The organism is Nocardia sp. CC213A (genome assembly GCF_030766805.1).
Lineage (GTDB): Bacteria > Actinomycetota > Actinomycetes > Mycobacteriales > Mycobacteriaceae > Nocardia > Nocardia otitidiscaviarum.
Genome location: NZ_JASFXA010000003.1, coordinates 526,944 through 541,456 on the forward strand (window position 1 = coordinate 526,944; position 14,513 = coordinate 541,456).

15 protein-coding genes are annotated in these 14,513 nt (G+C 70.7%); 10 read left to right on the forward strand and 5 right to left on the reverse strand.

Annotation, left to right across the window (positions count from 1 at the left end; all coding sequences use genetic code 11):
• Nucleotides 1-372: 372 nt before the first annotated feature.
• From QJS31_RS08315 to QJS31_RS08325, 3 genes are all read left to right on the forward strand, one after another.
• Entirely contained in the window at nt 373-1,005 is a 633-nt protein-coding gene (locus QJS31_RS08315) for a C40 family peptidase (protein ID WP_282786144.1), read from the forward strand.
• Between the two features lie 161 nt (nt 1,006-1,166).
• Nucleotides 1,167-2,192, forward strand: a complete 1,026-nt coding sequence (locus tag QJS31_RS08320; protein WP_306356347.1) for an NlpC/P60 family protein — start codon at nt 1,167-1,169, stop codon at nt 2,190-2,192.
• 343 nt (nt 2,193-2,535) lie between these two features.
• Nucleotides 2,536-3,549, forward strand: a complete 1,014-nt coding sequence (locus QJS31_RS08325; RefSeq protein ID WP_306356348.1) for a hypothetical protein — start codon at nt 2,536-2,538, stop codon at nt 3,547-3,549.
• A 368-nt stretch (nt 3,550-3,917) separates the two neighbouring features.
• Here the strand turns inward: QJS31_RS08325 and QJS31_RS08330 are convergent, their stop codons facing one another.
• A complete protein-coding gene (locus QJS31_RS08330) occupies nt 3,918-4,559 on the reverse strand; it encodes a methyltransferase domain-containing protein (protein ID WP_282784703.1) in 642 nt (213 codons plus the stop codon).
• A gap of 222 nt (nt 4,560-4,781) precedes the next feature.
• Between QJS31_RS08330 and QJS31_RS08335 the strand changes: the two genes are divergently transcribed.
• The 4 genes from QJS31_RS08335 to QJS31_RS08350 all read left to right on the forward strand — a co-directional run bounded on the left by QJS31_RS08335 (nt 4,782) and on the right by QJS31_RS08350 (nt 8,433).
• Nucleotides 4,782-5,948, forward strand: coding sequence for a glycosyltransferase family 4 protein (locus QJS31_RS08335; protein WP_282784701.1), 1,167 nt, complete (start codon nt 4,782-4,784; stop codon nt 5,946-5,948).
• A 285-nt stretch (nt 5,949-6,233) separates the two neighbouring features.
• Nucleotides 6,234-6,620: a hypothetical protein gene (locus tag QJS31_RS08340; protein WP_029929354.1), complete on the forward strand. Its 387-nt coding sequence runs from the start codon at nt 6,234-6,236 to the stop codon at nt 6,618-6,620.
• A gap of 47 nt (nt 6,621-6,667) precedes the next feature.
• Entirely contained in the window at nt 6,668-7,105 is a 438-nt protein-coding gene (locus QJS31_RS08345) for an SRPBCC family protein (protein WP_282784698.1), read from the forward strand.
• Between the two features lie 44 nt (nt 7,106-7,149).
• Nucleotides 7,150-8,433 carry an ArsA family ATPase gene (locus QJS31_RS08350; protein WP_282784705.1) on the forward strand — a complete coding sequence of 428 codons (1,284 nt, stop codon included), beginning with the start codon at nt 7,150-7,152 and terminating at the stop codon, nt 8,431-8,433.
• On the opposite strand, the gene QJS31_RS08355 is transcribed toward QJS31_RS08350, so the two are convergent.
• Nucleotides 8,415-8,666: a hypothetical protein gene (locus tag QJS31_RS08355; RefSeq protein ID WP_306356350.1), complete on the reverse strand. Its 252-nt coding sequence runs from the start codon at nt 8,664-8,666 to the stop codon at nt 8,415-8,417. The two genes, QJS31_RS08350 and QJS31_RS08355, sit on opposite strands and share 19 nt — an antisense overlap.
• Nucleotides 8,667-9,945: 1,279 nt before the next feature.
• Here QJS31_RS08355 and QJS31_RS08360 point away from each other — a divergent pair.
• From QJS31_RS08360 to QJS31_RS08370, 3 genes are all read left to right on the forward strand, one after another.
• Nucleotides 9,946-10,356 (forward strand): hypothetical protein, encoded by a 411-nt coding sequence (locus QJS31_RS08360; RefSeq protein WP_306356351.1) that lies wholly within the window; start codon nt 9,946-9,948, stop codon nt 10,354-10,356.
• Between the two features lie 19 nt (nt 10,357-10,375).
• Complete coding sequence (locus tag QJS31_RS08365) at nt 10,376-11,380, forward strand: ROK family glucokinase (protein WP_039812271.1); 1,005 nt, start codon at nt 10,376-10,378, stop codon at nt 11,378-11,380.
• Nucleotides 11,381-11,982: 602 nt separating this feature from the next.
• Nucleotides 11,983-12,708 carry a 1-acyl-sn-glycerol-3-phosphate acyltransferase gene (locus QJS31_RS08370; RefSeq protein ID WP_029929345.1) on the forward strand — a complete coding sequence of 242 codons (726 nt, stop codon included), beginning with the start codon at nt 11,983-11,985 and terminating at the stop codon, nt 12,706-12,708.
• 64 nt (nt 12,709-12,772) lie between these two features.
• Here the strand turns inward: QJS31_RS08370 and QJS31_RS08375 are convergent, their stop codons facing one another.
• The 3 genes from QJS31_RS08375 to QJS31_RS08385 form a co-directional block, all read right to left on the reverse strand.
• Nucleotides 12,773-13,147, reverse strand: a complete 375-nt coding sequence (locus QJS31_RS08375; protein ID WP_306356352.1) for a DUF5655 domain-containing protein — start codon at nt 13,145-13,147, stop codon at nt 12,773-12,775.
• Between the two features lie 27 nt (nt 13,148-13,174).
• A complete protein-coding gene (locus QJS31_RS08380; protein WP_282786360.1) occupies nt 13,175-13,672 on the reverse strand; it encodes a polyadenylate-specific 3'-exoribonuclease AS in 498 nt (165 codons plus the stop codon).
• 437 nt (nt 13,673-14,109) lie between these two features.
• Nucleotides 14,110-14,478, reverse strand: a complete 369-nt coding sequence (locus QJS31_RS08385) for an Rv2175c family DNA-binding protein (protein WP_282786358.1) — start codon at nt 14,476-14,478, stop codon at nt 14,110-14,112.
• Between the last annotated feature and the right edge of the window lie 35 nt (nt 14,479-14,513).

Here is a 14,513-nt window from a genome sequence, read left to right on the forward strand (position 1 = left end):
GCCCGGTGCGCACGGCCGGGTTGCCGGGCATGTCGGCGCGGCGGGTCGCGGGGTCGGGCGTGTCCTGATCAATGACTATGTGCCTGACCGGGGGATACTCGGTAATAGCCGAGATAGAGCGCGCTATGGATGGGCGCGCGCTACCACTCGGTAGCCGTCGCGACGCTCCCGGCGAAACGGCCGTCGTTATTGTTTCGTGATTGCTGTGACTTTTGTCGCACCGAAATAGGGGTGGTCAACAATTTAGCGTAGTCCGGGTACGACTTCGGGTTTACAAACCACCGTTATCGGCTCGTAATCTTCCTGAGACCTCGCGGAGTCCGACCCACCAAACCGGTGCGGCGTCGCGGGGCAGATTGGAAGTACCTCACCATGGCGACCAACACCGTCAAGCGACAGGCCCGGGGCGTGCAGCGCAGTGCGCAGCGAGCCGTCGCGGCCGGCGCCGTCGGCGCTGCCACGCTGAGCGCGCTGCTGCTGCCCGCCGCCCCCGCATCGGCGCAGCCGGTGACCATCCCCGGCGTCGGCACCTTCGACGTCCCCGATCAGGTTCAGCTGCCCGCGGGCATTCCGGGTGTGCCGGAGTCCGTGCCGGTAGTGATCCCGCCGATTCCGGGTGTCGAGGTGCCGCCCGCGCCCGCCCCGTTCGTCGCCCCGCAGAAGACCGCGGGCGAACTCGCCGTCGACGCCGCGCTGAGCAAGGTTGGCGCGCCGTACGTGTACGGCGCCGCGGGCCCGAACGCCTTCGACTGCTCGGGGCTGGTGAAGTGGTCCTACGCCCAGGCCGGTGTGCAGCTGCCGCGCACCAGCTACGAACAGCTCAATGCCGGCACCCCGGTCTCCTACGACGCGCTGCGGCCCGGCGACATCGTGTCGTTCTACGGCGGCGGCCACTCCGGCATCTACGTCGGCAACGGTGAGGTCGTGCACGCCTCCACCTCCGGCCAGCCGGTGAAGGTGGCCCCCATCTCCTCGATGCCGTTCACCGGAGCCCGTCGCGTCTGACCTGCGAAATCCCCGGCGGCCGTGACCCTTTCGTGTCCTACTGGACACGCACGGCCGCCGTTTCGTAACCTTATCGAGACCTTTCTTTCCAACTCGGGGTAAGAGACGGGGACACGCCGACGGTGGCAGCGCAGCAGCGGATACAGCGAACCAAACGACTCGTGGGCGGGGCTCTGACGGTCGGCGTCCTGGTCGTCGCCGGTTACGGAGGCGGCCCGGCCACCGCCGACCCGGTCACCACCCCCGCCACCGCCGGTGAGGCCGTCACCACCCTGGTGGATCTGTCCCGGCAGTCCGAACAGCTCAATCAGGCCGCGCTCAACGCCCAGGCCGATCTCGATGCCAAGGTCGCCGCCGCCGAGGCCGCCGATGCCACGGCCGCCGAAGCCGCCCGGGCCCTCGGTGACGCCCGCGCCGAAATCGAGAAGTACCGGCCGGTCATCGACCGCGCGGCGGCCGCCGCCTATACCGGCGGCCGCAACAACCAGCTCACCGCGCTGCTGGCCAGTAGTTCACCGCAGCAGCTCCTCGACCAGATGTCCACGCTGGCGCTGGTCGGCAGCCGCACCGACGCACGGCTGAGCGAGTACAAGAAGGTCAGCGACGCGGCCGCCGCCGCCGAATCCGCCGCCCGCGCCGCCGCCGACGCCGCCAATGCCGCGCGCGCCCAGGCCGACGCCGTGCGCGCCGACCTCGAGCACAAGCGTTCCGAACTCCAGGGATCCATCGCGCAGGTCATCGCCGCCTGGGGGCAGCTGTCGGCCAGCGACAAGTCCGCCCTCGCCGGATCCATGTTCCCGCCCGGCTTCGACCGCGACACCCTGCTGCGCGGACTGGTACCCGGCAGCGGCACCAGTGCGCTGGCCGCCGGACTCACCCGAGTCGGCGCGCCCTATGTCTGGGGTGCGGTCGGTCCCGACCAGTTCGACTGCTCCGGCCTGGTGCAGTGGGCGTTCAAACAGGTCGGCAAGAACGTGCCGCGCACCAGCCAGCAGCAGTCGCAGTTCGGCACGCCGGTGGCGCAGGCCGATCTGCAGCCCGGGGACGTGGTGTTCTTCTACCCTGAGGTGTCACATGTGGGCATCTACGCGGGCAACGGTCTGATGCTGCACGCCTCCACCTTCGGCGTGCCGGTAGCGGTCGCCCCGATGGGCTCCACACCCTTCCATTCGGCGCGACGCTACTGATACGAGGCGGGCATGGGCGTTCAGGTGTGGAGGCAGCGGCGGGTGATCACGCAGGGCCTCGCTCGTGTCCGGAGGAGAGAGTCGGCGCGAGAGGTCAGGCGGGCCGCCGGGGCACACGCGGCACGGGGGACGTGCGCGGAGGCGGCAATCGGGCGATGCCACGCCACCCCCGCTCATGCCCGAAAGGACGCGGCATGAGCGCCCCGGCGCGGAGGCGGCAGTGGGGCCTCACCACGCGGCACTCCGCTCATGCGGGAAAGGGCACGGCATGAGCGGTCGGGTGTGGAGGCGGCAGTGGGGGTGTCACGACGCAGCGCCCCGCTCCTGCGGGAAAGAACGCAGCATGAGCGCGCTGCGGGGGTTGCGGGGGTGGCTGGGTACGCGGCGGCGGTTCCAGTTCGTCGTCACGCTCGTCATGGTGATGGCGCTGACCGGGACCTGCGGTGTGTTGCTGCTGCTGCCTACGACGGTGGTGCCGAAACTGCGGGCGGGTACGCCGCCCGCCGCGACGCCGCAGTCGAGTGTGGTCGTCGATCCGCAACTGGAGCGGGTGCGGCGGACGATGGCGTCCTACGGGGAGGTGGTCAGCGAGACCGTCGCGCTCCGGGACGGGCAGGCCGGGATCGTGCTCGGACATCCGGCGCAGCGGGATGCCATCGACATCCTGGCGGCCGAACTCGACGACGCCACCGCGGCCGTGACCGCGCTCTGGGGAACCGACTGGTCACGCGCTCCGGTGGTGGTGATCGCCACCAGCCCATCGGAATTCGCCGGACTCACGAACACCGTGGGCGAGGTGCCCGCCGAGGTGGCCGCGGTGACCGTCGCCGATCCGTTCCGGCCCGGGAGCCGACCCACCGGGCAGCGGGTGGTGTTCGGACCGCAGTCCGGGGATCGCCTCGGCCCCGACGGGCTGCGCTCGGTGCTCCGGCACGAACTCACCCATATCGCCACGCGCGCGGTGACCGTGGACGGGTCACCGCAGTGGATGCTCGAGGGTTTCGCCGAATACGCGGCACATCGCGGCGGAGACCGGACCGCCGCCGAGATCGCGCCCACCCTGGCCGCGCGGGCCCGTGCCGGGGAGCTGCCGCGCGACCTGCCCGCGGACGCGGTCTTCGCGCCGGGCAGCGGACAGGCCGCGTCGGCCTATGAACAGGCGTGGTCCGCCTGCGCTTTCATCGCCGACGAATTCGGCGATCCCACACTGGTGAACCTGTATCGCTCCCTCGCGACGGGTCCCAAGAACGTCGCGGCCGTGGACGACATCCTGCGCGACACTCTGGGGACCCCTCGCGAGGGTTTCCTCGCCCGCTGGCGATCGTGGATCGTCGCGCGGACGGCGGCGGGGGCGTAGCGCGCGGGAGCGCCGCGCACGGACGTCCCGAGCGTATGGCGGCGGGTGTAGCCGCGCGGATGGTGGCGTGCGCGGTCGCTCCGCGCGGACGGCGGCGGGTGCAGCCGCGCGGATGGTGGCGCGCACGGTCGCTCCGCGCGGACGGCGGCGGGGCGTAGCCGCGGCACCGGCGGATACGGATGCCTCGATCGGGTGGCGATGGAGGTGTAGCCGCGCCGTGGTGGCGTGCACGGATGCCCCCACCGTGTGGCGGCAGATCGCGCACAGCGGTGGCTCACTGCCGCCCGGCGGGCTCCAACGACCGTGTCTTCGGTTTCGCGTGCTACCCGCTGCCGCGGTGCGAGCGCATGCGCTGGGCAGCCGCGTGCTCACGCCCGCTGCCGTGCCACCAGGAGATGGAACGGCACCGGGCCGCCCGGGAGTGGCTTGTCCTCGACGTCGAATCCCGCTCGTCCCAGCGCGGCCTGGATATCCGCCACGGGGCGCAGTCGGAACCCATACGGCGTGAAGGGCATCTTCGCCATGGCGTCCGGGTCGCCGACGCCGATGACCAGGCGGCCCTTCGGGCGCAGCACCCGGGCCAGTTCGGCGCAGGCGCGGTCCAGGTCCGCGACGAAGTAGAGGGTGTTCACGGTGATGGCGGCGTCGAGGCTGTCGGCGTCGAAGGGCAGGTCGTCCAGGGAGCCCGCGAGCAGGCGCAGCCGACCGGCTCCGATCTCGGCGGTATGGCGGGATGTGGCGCGTGTCAGCATGTCGGTGGAGATCTCGACGCCGTACACCACCCCGTCGGCCCCGGCGCGCTCGAGCAGCAGCGGCAGTCCGACGCCGCCGCCGAAGCCGATATCGGCCGCGACCTCGCCCGCCGCCACCTCGGCGGCATCGACCGCCGCGGCGATCGCGGCCCGGTTACCGCGGTTCAGCATGAGAGCCACGACTCTTCCGAGGGGGCCGCTGGGATGGCCGAGCTGTCCGGCCACGATCGACATCAGTCGTCCGGCAAGTGAATTCATGCTCAGGCAGCCTATGCGGCGCGGCCGGTCCCGTCATCGGCGGTGCGCGCGCATATGCGCATACGACCGCAGCCGGTGCGCGTGCTGTGGGCAGGGCGGCCGGGGCCGCGCACGGGACGATTAACGGCATGTCGGCGCGGGAACGCGGCGTGGCGTCCTACAGCGGGTGCACGAAGTCGGCCGCGGACCGGGCGGCGGAGGCCGGTGCAGTAGTTTGAGGGCATGGGGCGAACTCTCCTGGTTACCAATGATTTCCCGCCGCGGCCGGGCGGCATCCAGTCGTACCTGCACGCACTCGCCCTACAGCTGCCCGCGGACGAACTGGTGGTGTACGCGCCGCGCTGGCGGGGCGACAGCCACTGGAAATTCGACGCGCAGCAGCCGTTCCAGGTGGTGCGGCATCCGACCACACTCATGCTGCCCACCCCGCTGGTGCTGCGGCGCACCCGCAAACTGCTGCGCGACGAGCAGTGCGACAGCGTGTGGTTCGGTGCGGCCGCGCCGCTGGCGCTGCTCTCGCCCCTGCTGCGCCGGTCGGGAGCCGAACGCATCGTGGCCTCGACGCACGGGCACGAGGTGGGCTGGTCGATGCTGCCCGGTTCACGGCAGGCGCTGCGGGTGATCGGCGATCACACCGATGTGGTCACCTACGTCAGCAAATACACGCGGCGTCGGTTCGCTGCGGCCTTCGGGGCGCAGTCGGCGCTGGAGTATCTGCCCCCCGCCGTGGATTCGGAGACCTTCGCACCCGATCCGGCGGCACGGGCCGAACTGCGCGCCCGCTACGGCCTGGGCGACCGGCCGACCATTCTGTGCCTGTCCCGGTTGGTCCCGCGCAAGGGTCAGGACGTGCTCATCCTGGCCATGCGCTGGATCAAGGAGCGGATCGACGGTGCGGTGCTGGTCATCGCGGGCAGCGGGCCGTACGAGCAGAAACTGCGAGGGCTCGCGCAGGCCATGGGCGTGGCCGACGACGTGGTCTTCACCGGTCGCGTGCCCGCGGCCGAACTGGCCGCCCACCACACCATCGGCGATGTCTTCGCCATGCCCTGCCGCACCCGCGGTTTCGGTCTGGACGTGGAAGGGCTGGGCATCGTCTTCCTGGAGGCGTCCGCGTCCGGGGTGCCGGTGGTGGCGGGCGATTCGGGCGGTGCGCCGGAAACGGTGCGGGAGGGCGAGACCGGCAAGGTCGTCAAGGGCGGCGACCCGATCGCCGTCGCCGATGCCATCGTCGAGATCCTCTCCGACCGCGATGCCGCCGCCGCCATGGGCGCCGCCGGCCGCGCCTGGGTGCAACGCCAGTGGCGCTGGGACGCCATGGGCGCCCGCCTGCGCCGCCTCCTCGATCCCGCACCGCACCCCGTCCGCCCCGGCCCCACGCTCGACTGATCCCGGATCTGAGCCGAACGAAGGCGGGCAGAACCCCGGCAGGTAGCCAACCCCGGCAGGTAGCCGAGAGCTGCGTCCCCCCCGGCCTGATGTCGCGAGGCTCGCGTCCGCCGGTCGGTTACCGCGAGGCTCGCATCCCCCCGCCGGATACCGCGAGGGTCGCGACCTGTTCGGACGTACCCGAACTCGCGGCGTGGCCCGGTTCTGGCAGCCCGACAGTTCGCAGGGCCCCGACAGCCGGAGCGGAACGGCGGCCGTCGAGCCCGGTCCGCTAGGCTCAGCCGGGTGAGCAGTATCCAGGTTGCCGACCAGACGTTCGTCGCCGCGCCCGGGGCGGCGGTGGGCGAACTGCTGGCCGATCGCGCCCGCTGGCGCCACTGGTGGCCCGACCTCACACTCGACGTGCGAGAAGATCGGGGCGAGAAGGGGATTCGCTGGACCGTCAAGGGACCGCTGACCGGCACCATGGAGGTGTGGTTGGAGGAGATGCTCGACGGCGTCATCCTGCACTACTTCCTGCACGCCGAACCGCCGGGCGCGGACGGCTTGTCGGCGCGTGAACTGATGGCCCGCAATCGGGCGCGCCGGGTCGCCGGGAAACGGATGGCCTTCGAGATCAAGGCGCGACTGGAGGCCGGACGACCGGCCGGCGTCGCTCCCGCGCCCCGCTGAGCACCGTCGCCACCACCGTTGTCGCTGGAAAGGAAGCGTTGCCCGATATGGCCGACCGGACGCAGAGGTCGATCGTCATCGACGCCCCGTCGGATCGGGTGATGGCCGTCATCGCCGACCTGGAGTCCTATCCGGAATGGGTGGCTGCGGCGCATGCGGTCGACATCCTGGAGAAGGGCTCCGACGGCCGTGCCCGCACCGCCCGCTTCGTGCTGGACGCGGGCGTCGTGAAGGACACCTACACCCTCGCCTACCGCTGGCGGCCGGACGGCAAGGCGGTGAGCTGGACGCTGGTGCGCGGTGACCTGCAGAAAGCGCAGGACGGCAGCTACGAGCTGATAGATCTGCCCGACGGCGGTACCCAGGTGGTGTACGAGCTGACGGTGGACCTGAACATCCCGATGATCGGCATGTTCAAACGCAAGGCCGAGAAGGTCATCACCGATACGGCATTGAAGGAACTCAAGAAACGGGTCGAAGGCTGACCGCGAGCAGGACCAAGCCGCAACCATCAACCACCCGGGTGGAACTGTTCGTCGGCAAGGGCGGGGTGGGCAAGACGACGCTGGCCTGCGCGACCGCCATGGCGTACGCGCGGGCCGGGCAGCGCGTGCTGCTCGCCTCCCTGGACCAGGCGCATTCGCTCGCTGACGCGTTGGGGGTGCGCATCGCGCACGATCCCGGCACGGTGCCGGGTGTGCAGGCGGTGCGACCGGGCCTCGATGTGATCGAGGTGGATTCCCTTGCGCTGCTGGAGGATCGGTTCCGTGAGGTGCTGCGGATGCTGTCCGGCGCGGGACACGATCACGGTATCGACATCGGTGCGCTGGACCCCGCCGAGCTGACCGGACTGCCCGGCGTGCAGGAACTGCTGGCGCTGCTGGAGATCGCGCAGTTCGTGGCGGACGAGGACTGGGATGTGGTCGTGGTGGATTGCCCGCCGTCGGCCGATATGTTGCGCATCGTCACCGCACCCGACACGCTCCTCGGCTATCTGGAACGGGTCTGGCCCGCGCACACCCGGACGTTGAGCGCCATCGGCGCGGATCTGCGACGCGCGGTGCTGGCCACCACGGTGGAGCGGATCGCCGCCGCGGTGTCGGGTGTGCGTGATCTGCTCGCCGATCGCACCCGCACCGGGACGCGCCTGGTGACCGCCGCCGAGCGGGTGGCGGTCGCGGAATCGACGCGGGTGCGCTCGGCCGCGGTGCTGCTCGGCCTGCGGCTGGACGCGATCCTGGTGAACAAGGTGCTGCCGCCCATGCCGCCCGTCGAAACCCGCGAGCTGCCCGATGCGGGTTCGCCCGCCGGTCCGGCACACCCCGCGGTGCAGTGGTATTTCAACCGCCGTGCCGAGCAGTTGGAGGTGGTCGCGGAGTTGCGGCGGCGCGTGGCCCCGACGCCGGTCGTGGTGGTGGGGCATACCGGTGCCGAACCGGTGGGCCTCTCGGCGCTGTCGGCGATGTCCTTCGATGTCGATGCGAGTGGCGGCTGGGTCGGATCCGAACCGGTCCCTATGCTGGGATCGGAAGTTGACGGTGTGCCCGCTGTCACCGGCGAGCCCACGGTGCGGCTGGAATCGGGGGCCGGCGTGCGGTCGGTGTACGCGATGCGCATGCACCTACCCGTGGTCGATCCGTCGACCCTGCGCCTGGGACGAGTGGAGGACGATTTGATCGTGGGAGCGGACGGGGTCCGGCGCCGCCTGCGCCTTGCCCCGGTGTTGCGGCGGTGCACGGTCGAGAATGCCGAACTCGATGGCGAACACCTCATCGTCCGATTCCGACCCGACCCTCAGGTATGGCCGATATGAGCGACCAGCACACCCGTGACCACCACGGCGCGAGCGAGGAGAACCTCGCCGAATTCGCCGCCGAACTCCGCCTGCTGGCCGAGGCCGTCCTGGAGCGCGTCGAACCCGTACTCCGTAAGACCGCCGCCGACGGCCGCGCCGAATGGTCCAGTTGCGCCTGGTGCCCCGTCTGCGCCGCCGCGGCCCTGCTGCGCGGCGAACACCACGATGTGGTGGCCGCCATCGCCGACCACGGCACCGCCCTGGTGACGGTGCTGCGCGAAGCCCTCGCGGGAGTGCCGGTGGAGCCGATCATTCCGCCCGAGGTGGATCCGGATTCGCCCGAATATGCTGGGGCGCATCGACATTCGTGGAGTGAGCGCGGTGCCGGGCCGGAGGGTGGCGCGGAGTACACGGGTCATCCGGGCGCGGCCCCCGGGGCCTGGACCGAGGGCATGGCCGGCGCTCCCGGCGCGGATCCTGGTGCGCCGGAACCGGATTCCGCGAGCCGCTCCGATGCGGCGGCCGGTCGTGATGCGGCGGCCGGTCGTGATGCGGCGGCCGGCGCTGATGCCGCGACGAGCTCTGACGGCGCGACCGACTCTGGGGCGGTGACCGGCGCTGGGTCGGCGACCGGTCCAGCGCGCGGCGGCTTCTGGAGCACGGTCGCCGCGAATCTCCGCTCGCCGGGCCGAGGTTCGACGGGCGGCGACGCCGCGTCCGGTGGTGATGCTGTGTCGGGTCGCGGTGCTGCGTCCGGTGGTGATGCTGCGTCGGCTGGCGGTGCTGCGTCCGGTGGTGATGCTGCGTCGGCTGGCGGTGCTGCCTCGGGTGGTGACGCCGCGTCGGGTGGTGAGCGCACCGGCGGGAACCCGGTCGGTCCCACCGCCAGCGCCGGTTCGGGCGGGTATGGCAACGCGCCCGGATTCGGGGGTGCCGCGGGCGCCGATCCGTCGGCCACCGATCGGCAGCATTCCTACGACGAGACCGCGCAACGGATCCCAACCTCCAGTCGCACAGACTGGTTCACGGCGGCCGCGGGTCCGAGCGGCGGCGGTCCGACCGCATCGCCGGGCGGTGTGGGCTCGTCGACCGAACCCGCACGCCCGTTCGCCGAGCCGACGCGTCCGGAACCCGCCACCGACGGCTCGCGCGGTGCCGACCTCGGGGCGCAACGCACGGGATACGCTGCGCCGCCGGTCTCTTCCGCCGGATTCGAGATGCCAGGCACCGTCGGGATATCCGGTTCCGCCGGGGACGACAGGTCGGCACCACGTCCTCCGAACGACAACGGCGGCGGCCGGAGCGCCGCCCCCGGCGCACCGCGCGTCCAGTGGCAGCCGGGTGATCCGAGTGCGGCTCCCGGACCGGGCCATTCGCCTACCGGCGCGGAGCAGGCGGCAAGCGCGGCAGGCCCGGTCTTCGGGCAGGCCGGCGGTCATCGCGGGACGGGGCGGACCGGCGGTCCCCAGATCACTGGGCAGGCCGGCGGCAATACCGGCGGGCCGGACGTTGTGCGCGGGAGTGCGGCCGGTGACGGTGGTCGTGGCGCTGTGCGCGGGAGTGCGGCCGGAGACGATGGCCGTGGCGCTGTGCGCGGGAGTGCGGCCGGTGACGGTGGTCGTGGCGCTGTGCGCGGGCGCGGTGGTGATACCGCGGTGGCCGGTGGCCCGCGTGGTGAGACCGGCCGGGACGCACGGCGATCCGCCGGTGAATCCGGGCGCGAAGGCGTGGGGCGCGGGCAGGAGTCGGGGGGCCGCGGGCAGGAGTCGGGGGGCCGCGGGCAGGAGTCGGGGGGCCGCGGGCAGGAGTCGGGGGGCCGCGGGCAGGTGTCGGGGAGCGGTGTGCCGTCGGCAGGCCGTGGTGGAGCGGGCGCGGGGCGCGGGGTACGGGGCACCGGACGTGAAGGGACGGCGCGGTCCGGCTATGTTCCTATCTCCGTGACCATCAAGCCCCCTACAACATGACGGCCGCCATGGGGCAGCCGCTGACCGTCGGCGTAGATGTCGGCGGAACGAATATTCGCGCGTCCGTGGTGGACGGCGCGGGCGAGGTGCTGGATACCGTGACCGCGCCGACGCCGCAGTCGGCGCGGGCGCTGGAGGACGGGCTGGCGCGGGCGGTCCGGGAACTGTGCGCGCGCCATCGAATCGGCGCGGTCGGGCTCGCGGTGGCCGGATTCGTGGACGAGGACCGGGCCACGGTGCGGTTCGCCCCCCATCTGCCGTGGGAGGACGCGCCCGTCGCCACCCGGCTCACCGAACGGCTCGGCCTGCCCGTGATCCTGGAACACGACGCCAACTCCGCCATGTGGGCCGAGTACCGGTTCGGCGCGGCCGCGGGCGGCCACAATGTGGTGCTGGTGGCGATCGGAACCGGGATAGGAGCCGCGCTGCTGGTCGGCGGCCAGCTGTATCGCGGAAGCTACGGTGTCGCACCGGAACTCGGCCACATCCAGGTGGTGCCCAACGGCCGCGCCTGCGCCTGCGGCAAACGCGGCTGCTGGGAACGGTATTGCAGCGGCACCGCACTGGTGGACACGGCGCTGGAGCTGCTGGCCACCGATCCGCAGCGTTCCACCCTGCTGGCCCGCGAGGTGCACCGCGATCCCGATTCGCTGACCGGCCGCCGGGTGGCGGGCGCGGCGCAGGACGGCGATCCGGTGGCCCTCGACGTGATGGCGGACTTCGCGCGCTGGCTCGGCCTCGGACTGGCCGCCGTCAGCGATATATTCGACCCGGACCTCATCGTCATCGCGGGCGGCGTGAGCACCTCGGCCCCGCTGTTCCTCGACGATGCCCGCGACCACTACGCCCAGTCCATCACCGGCGCGAAGCACCGGCGGCTGGCCCGCATCCGCACCGCGCAGCTCGGGGAGGCGGCGGGCATGATCGGCGCGGCCGAACTCGCCCGCGCGGCCCTGGTGGCGAACCCGGACGCGGTGTCGGCGGGCAACCCGCCCTGCTGACCCACCGCGTCCCGGACGGATCGGTGCCCGCCGGACCACGCTGTGTTCGCGAGACCGAGCCGTGCTCGCGAGACCACGCTGCGTTCGCGAGACCGAGCTGTGTTCGCGAGACCGAGCCGTGCTCGCGAGACCACGCTGCGTTCGCGAGACCACGCTGCGTTCGCGAGACTGAGCTGTGTTCTCGTGGACCAGGCTGTGCTCGCGGGAGTGGGCGTGTCCGCCGGAACCGGCTGTTTCCGTCGGCCGGTTGTGTCCGTGGTGTGGGGTCGTGTCCGGCTGGTTGTTCGTTGTTCTCGGACGAGGCTTCTCGGACAGGGTGCGCTCGTGGGCCGGTGCCTGTGTCGGACGCATACGGTTGCCGTCGGACGCATACCGCCGACGCGACGGGGTATGCCGAAGGCGTTGCGGGCCGCGGCGTCTCGCCCAGGCCGCGACGGTGGCTTCGAATCGCGGGCCGCTGCCAGCAGGTTCGGTGTGTGCCAACCGTGTGAAAACTGCCGCCGGGGTTGGTTACGCCGAGGTCCCGGCGGTAGAGTCGGCAGCTGACGGTGGTGCCCGCAATGAGGCCGGTCCCGATCAGGAAAATCAGGGGAAAGGACGCGATGTTCTACTGGCTGCTGAAGTTCGTGTTGGTGGGACCGCTCATGCATCTCGTCAACCGACCCGAGGTCGAGGGAGTGGAGCACATCCCGACCAAGGGCGCGGCGATTCTGGCCGGTAACCACCTGTCGTTCACCGACTGGCTGTTCACCCCGCTCATGAGCCCCCGACGCATCACCTATCTGGCCAAGGCCGAGTACTTCACCACTCCCGGCATCAAGGGCCGTTTGCAGAAGTTCTTCTTCTCCGGCACCGGCCAGTACCCCATCGACCGCAGCGGTGCCGACGCCGCCGAATCGGCCCTCAACACCGCGCGCAAGCTGCTGGCGGAGGGCCGCCTGGTCGGCCTGTACCCGGAGGGCACCCGCTCCCCGGACGGCCGCCTCTACAAAGGCAAGACCGGGGTGGCACGCCTCGCCCTGGAGACCGGTGTCCCGGTGATCCCGGTGGCCCTGATCGGCACCGACGAGGTGTGCCCACCCGGTCCGTTCCGCTGGCGCAAGAAGAAGGTCATCGTGAAGTTCGGTGCGCCCATCGACTTCTCCCGCTACGAGGGCATGGGCGGCAACCGCTTCGTGGAGCGCGCCGTCACCGACGAGATCATGTACGAGCTCATGCGGATGTCGGGGCAGGAATACGTGGACGTGTACGCGGCCAGCCTGAAGAAGGGTGTGCCCACCGGTTCGCGGCCGGACGCCGACCGCATCCCGCAGACCATGGCGGGCTGACTTCCGTAGTGCGAACGGGTCCGGGCGGCGTCGGCCGCCCCGACCCGTTTCGTACGTCGCGGGGCTATGCGGTCGCGTACGCGTACGCCGCCCGGATCAGCGAGGCCAGGACGGGGTCGTGCGCTTCCTCCAGGGAGTGCACCACGATCAGGTGATTCCATCGTGCGTTCCCGATCCGCGTCACCCGGTACACCGGCGGGATGTCGTGCTCCTCCCGGAGCGCAAGCATGATCTGCACGGTCCCTTCGGGATTCGCGCCTGTGACGTTGTACAGCCAGATCCAGGCGAACTTGCGGGCCACGCCGAAGGAGATCTGCGAGCCGACCGTCATCTCGCACTCGCCCTGCTGCTCGATGAGCGCACGGAGTGCCGCGAAGATCTCCTGGGAATGCGGCTTGCCGGCGAAGTACTCCCGGACCCGCTGTTCGCCGTTCCCCATGGGGCTCAGCCTAGCCGCGGGCAGCACTCAGGAAGCCTGTCGCCGCCGGTGCGCCTCGATGGCCTCGAACTTGGCGAGATTGTGCCGGGCGTCGGCGAGGGCGTCGTGCGCGTCCTTGGGGACCGGCGGCAGCGCGGGGCGGCCGTGCTGATCCCAGTGCTGGCGCAGTTCATTGGTGTATCGGGGGAGGGCGTTGGGCAGGTCGACCATGGAGCCCCAGAGCTGGCAGAGCGCGACGTGGTCGTACGCGCCGACCCAGGCCCACAGCTCGGGTTCGACGCCGGGGCGGGGGACCAGGAACTTGTACAGGTCGTCGCGGATGCGTTCGCGGCTGCGCCACAGCGGGGAGGAAAGCGGCGGCAGCTGCGGGAGCACGTAGCGGCGCACGAACGGACCGGCCTTGGATTCGTCGAATTCGGTTGATACCGCGTAGTACTCCCGACCGTCCTCGCATACCACCGCAATTGAAACGAGATCGATCACGATTCCATCCTCAATGAACTCGCAATCGTAAAAATACCTCAACTGGTGGTTTCCTTTCGGCTACAACGAAGTAATTCGATGGTCGGTGATGCTTGGGGATGTGACAGAAAAGGGCCGCCGCAACTCGGTGTACGTCGGCCGCATCAGACGAAGATCAGCCGGTGGGGATCCGTCGAGGCGACTCCAGGTCGCGGGCGACCAGGGATGGAGTAGATACTTGGCAGAAAGCTGCTGCGCGGTGAGAACGTACGCCACCTCAATGGCGCCAAACTCGACAACCGGCCCGAGAATCTGGAATCGTCGCTGACGCGTCAGCCGATAGGCCAGAGTGTGGAGGACCTCGTGGACTGGGCGCGTGAAATCATCGCACGATGCGATTCGGACGGCAGGTATTGATTGTGTCCGGGTAGCAAACATCCACTCCGCCTCCGGCATGTTGTTCCGGAGGCGGGGTTGTACCTCGGCCCGGTCGTCTCGGCTCAGAACGGATCGGCGGCCGCGCGCCGGATCACTTCGCGGGCCAGCGGGCCGTGCAGGGCGTCGATGGGACGGCCGGGCAGGGAGTCGTCCTCGGTGTAGATCCACTCGAGGATTTCCTCGTCGGTGTATTTGGCGTCACGCATGACGGTGATCAGACCGGTCAGGTGTTTGGCGATGGCGCCGGTGGAGTCGAAGAAGTCCTTCGGAATACCGGCGACCCCGTCGCGGCGCACCGCGATGAGCTGGTGGTCGCGCAGCATCTGATGCACCCGGGTGACGACCATGCCGAGCTGGTCCGCCACATCGGGCAGCGGGATCAGGGTGACCGAATCCGGGAGGACGTCGTCGCTGCAAGGGAAGGCACTCACCCGCACAACGGTAGTCCGTCGCGGCGGCAACGTCG

Coding starts and splice junctions, on each gene's coding strand:
- QJS31_RS08315 (WP_282786144.1), top strand. CDS start 373: ATGGCGACCAACACCGTCAAGCGACAGGCCCGGGGCGTGCAGCGCAGT.
- QJS31_RS08325 (WP_306356348.1), top strand. CDS start 2,536: ATGAGCGCGCTGCGGGGGTTGCGGGGGTGGCTGGGTACGCGGCGGCGG.
- QJS31_RS08330 (WP_282784703.1), bottom strand. CDS start 4,559: ATGAATTCACTTGCCGGACGACTGATGTCGATCGTGGCCGGACAGCTC.
- QJS31_RS08335 (WP_282784701.1), top strand. CDS start 4,782: ATGGGGCGAACTCTCCTGGTTACCAATGATTTCCCGCCGCGGCCGGGC.
- QJS31_RS08345 (WP_282784698.1), top strand. CDS start 6,668: ATGGCCGACCGGACGCAGAGGTCGATCGTCATCGACGCCCCGTCGGAT.
- QJS31_RS08365 (WP_039812271.1), top strand. CDS start 10,376: ATGACGGCCGCCATGGGGCAGCCGCTGACCGTCGGCGTAGATGTCGGC.
- QJS31_RS08370 (WP_029929345.1), top strand. CDS start 11,983: ATGTTCTACTGGCTGCTGAAGTTCGTGTTGGTGGGACCGCTCATGCAT.
- QJS31_RS08375 (WP_306356352.1), bottom strand. CDS start 13,147: ATGGGGAACGGCGAACAGCGGGTCCGGGAGTACTTCGCCGGCAAGCCG.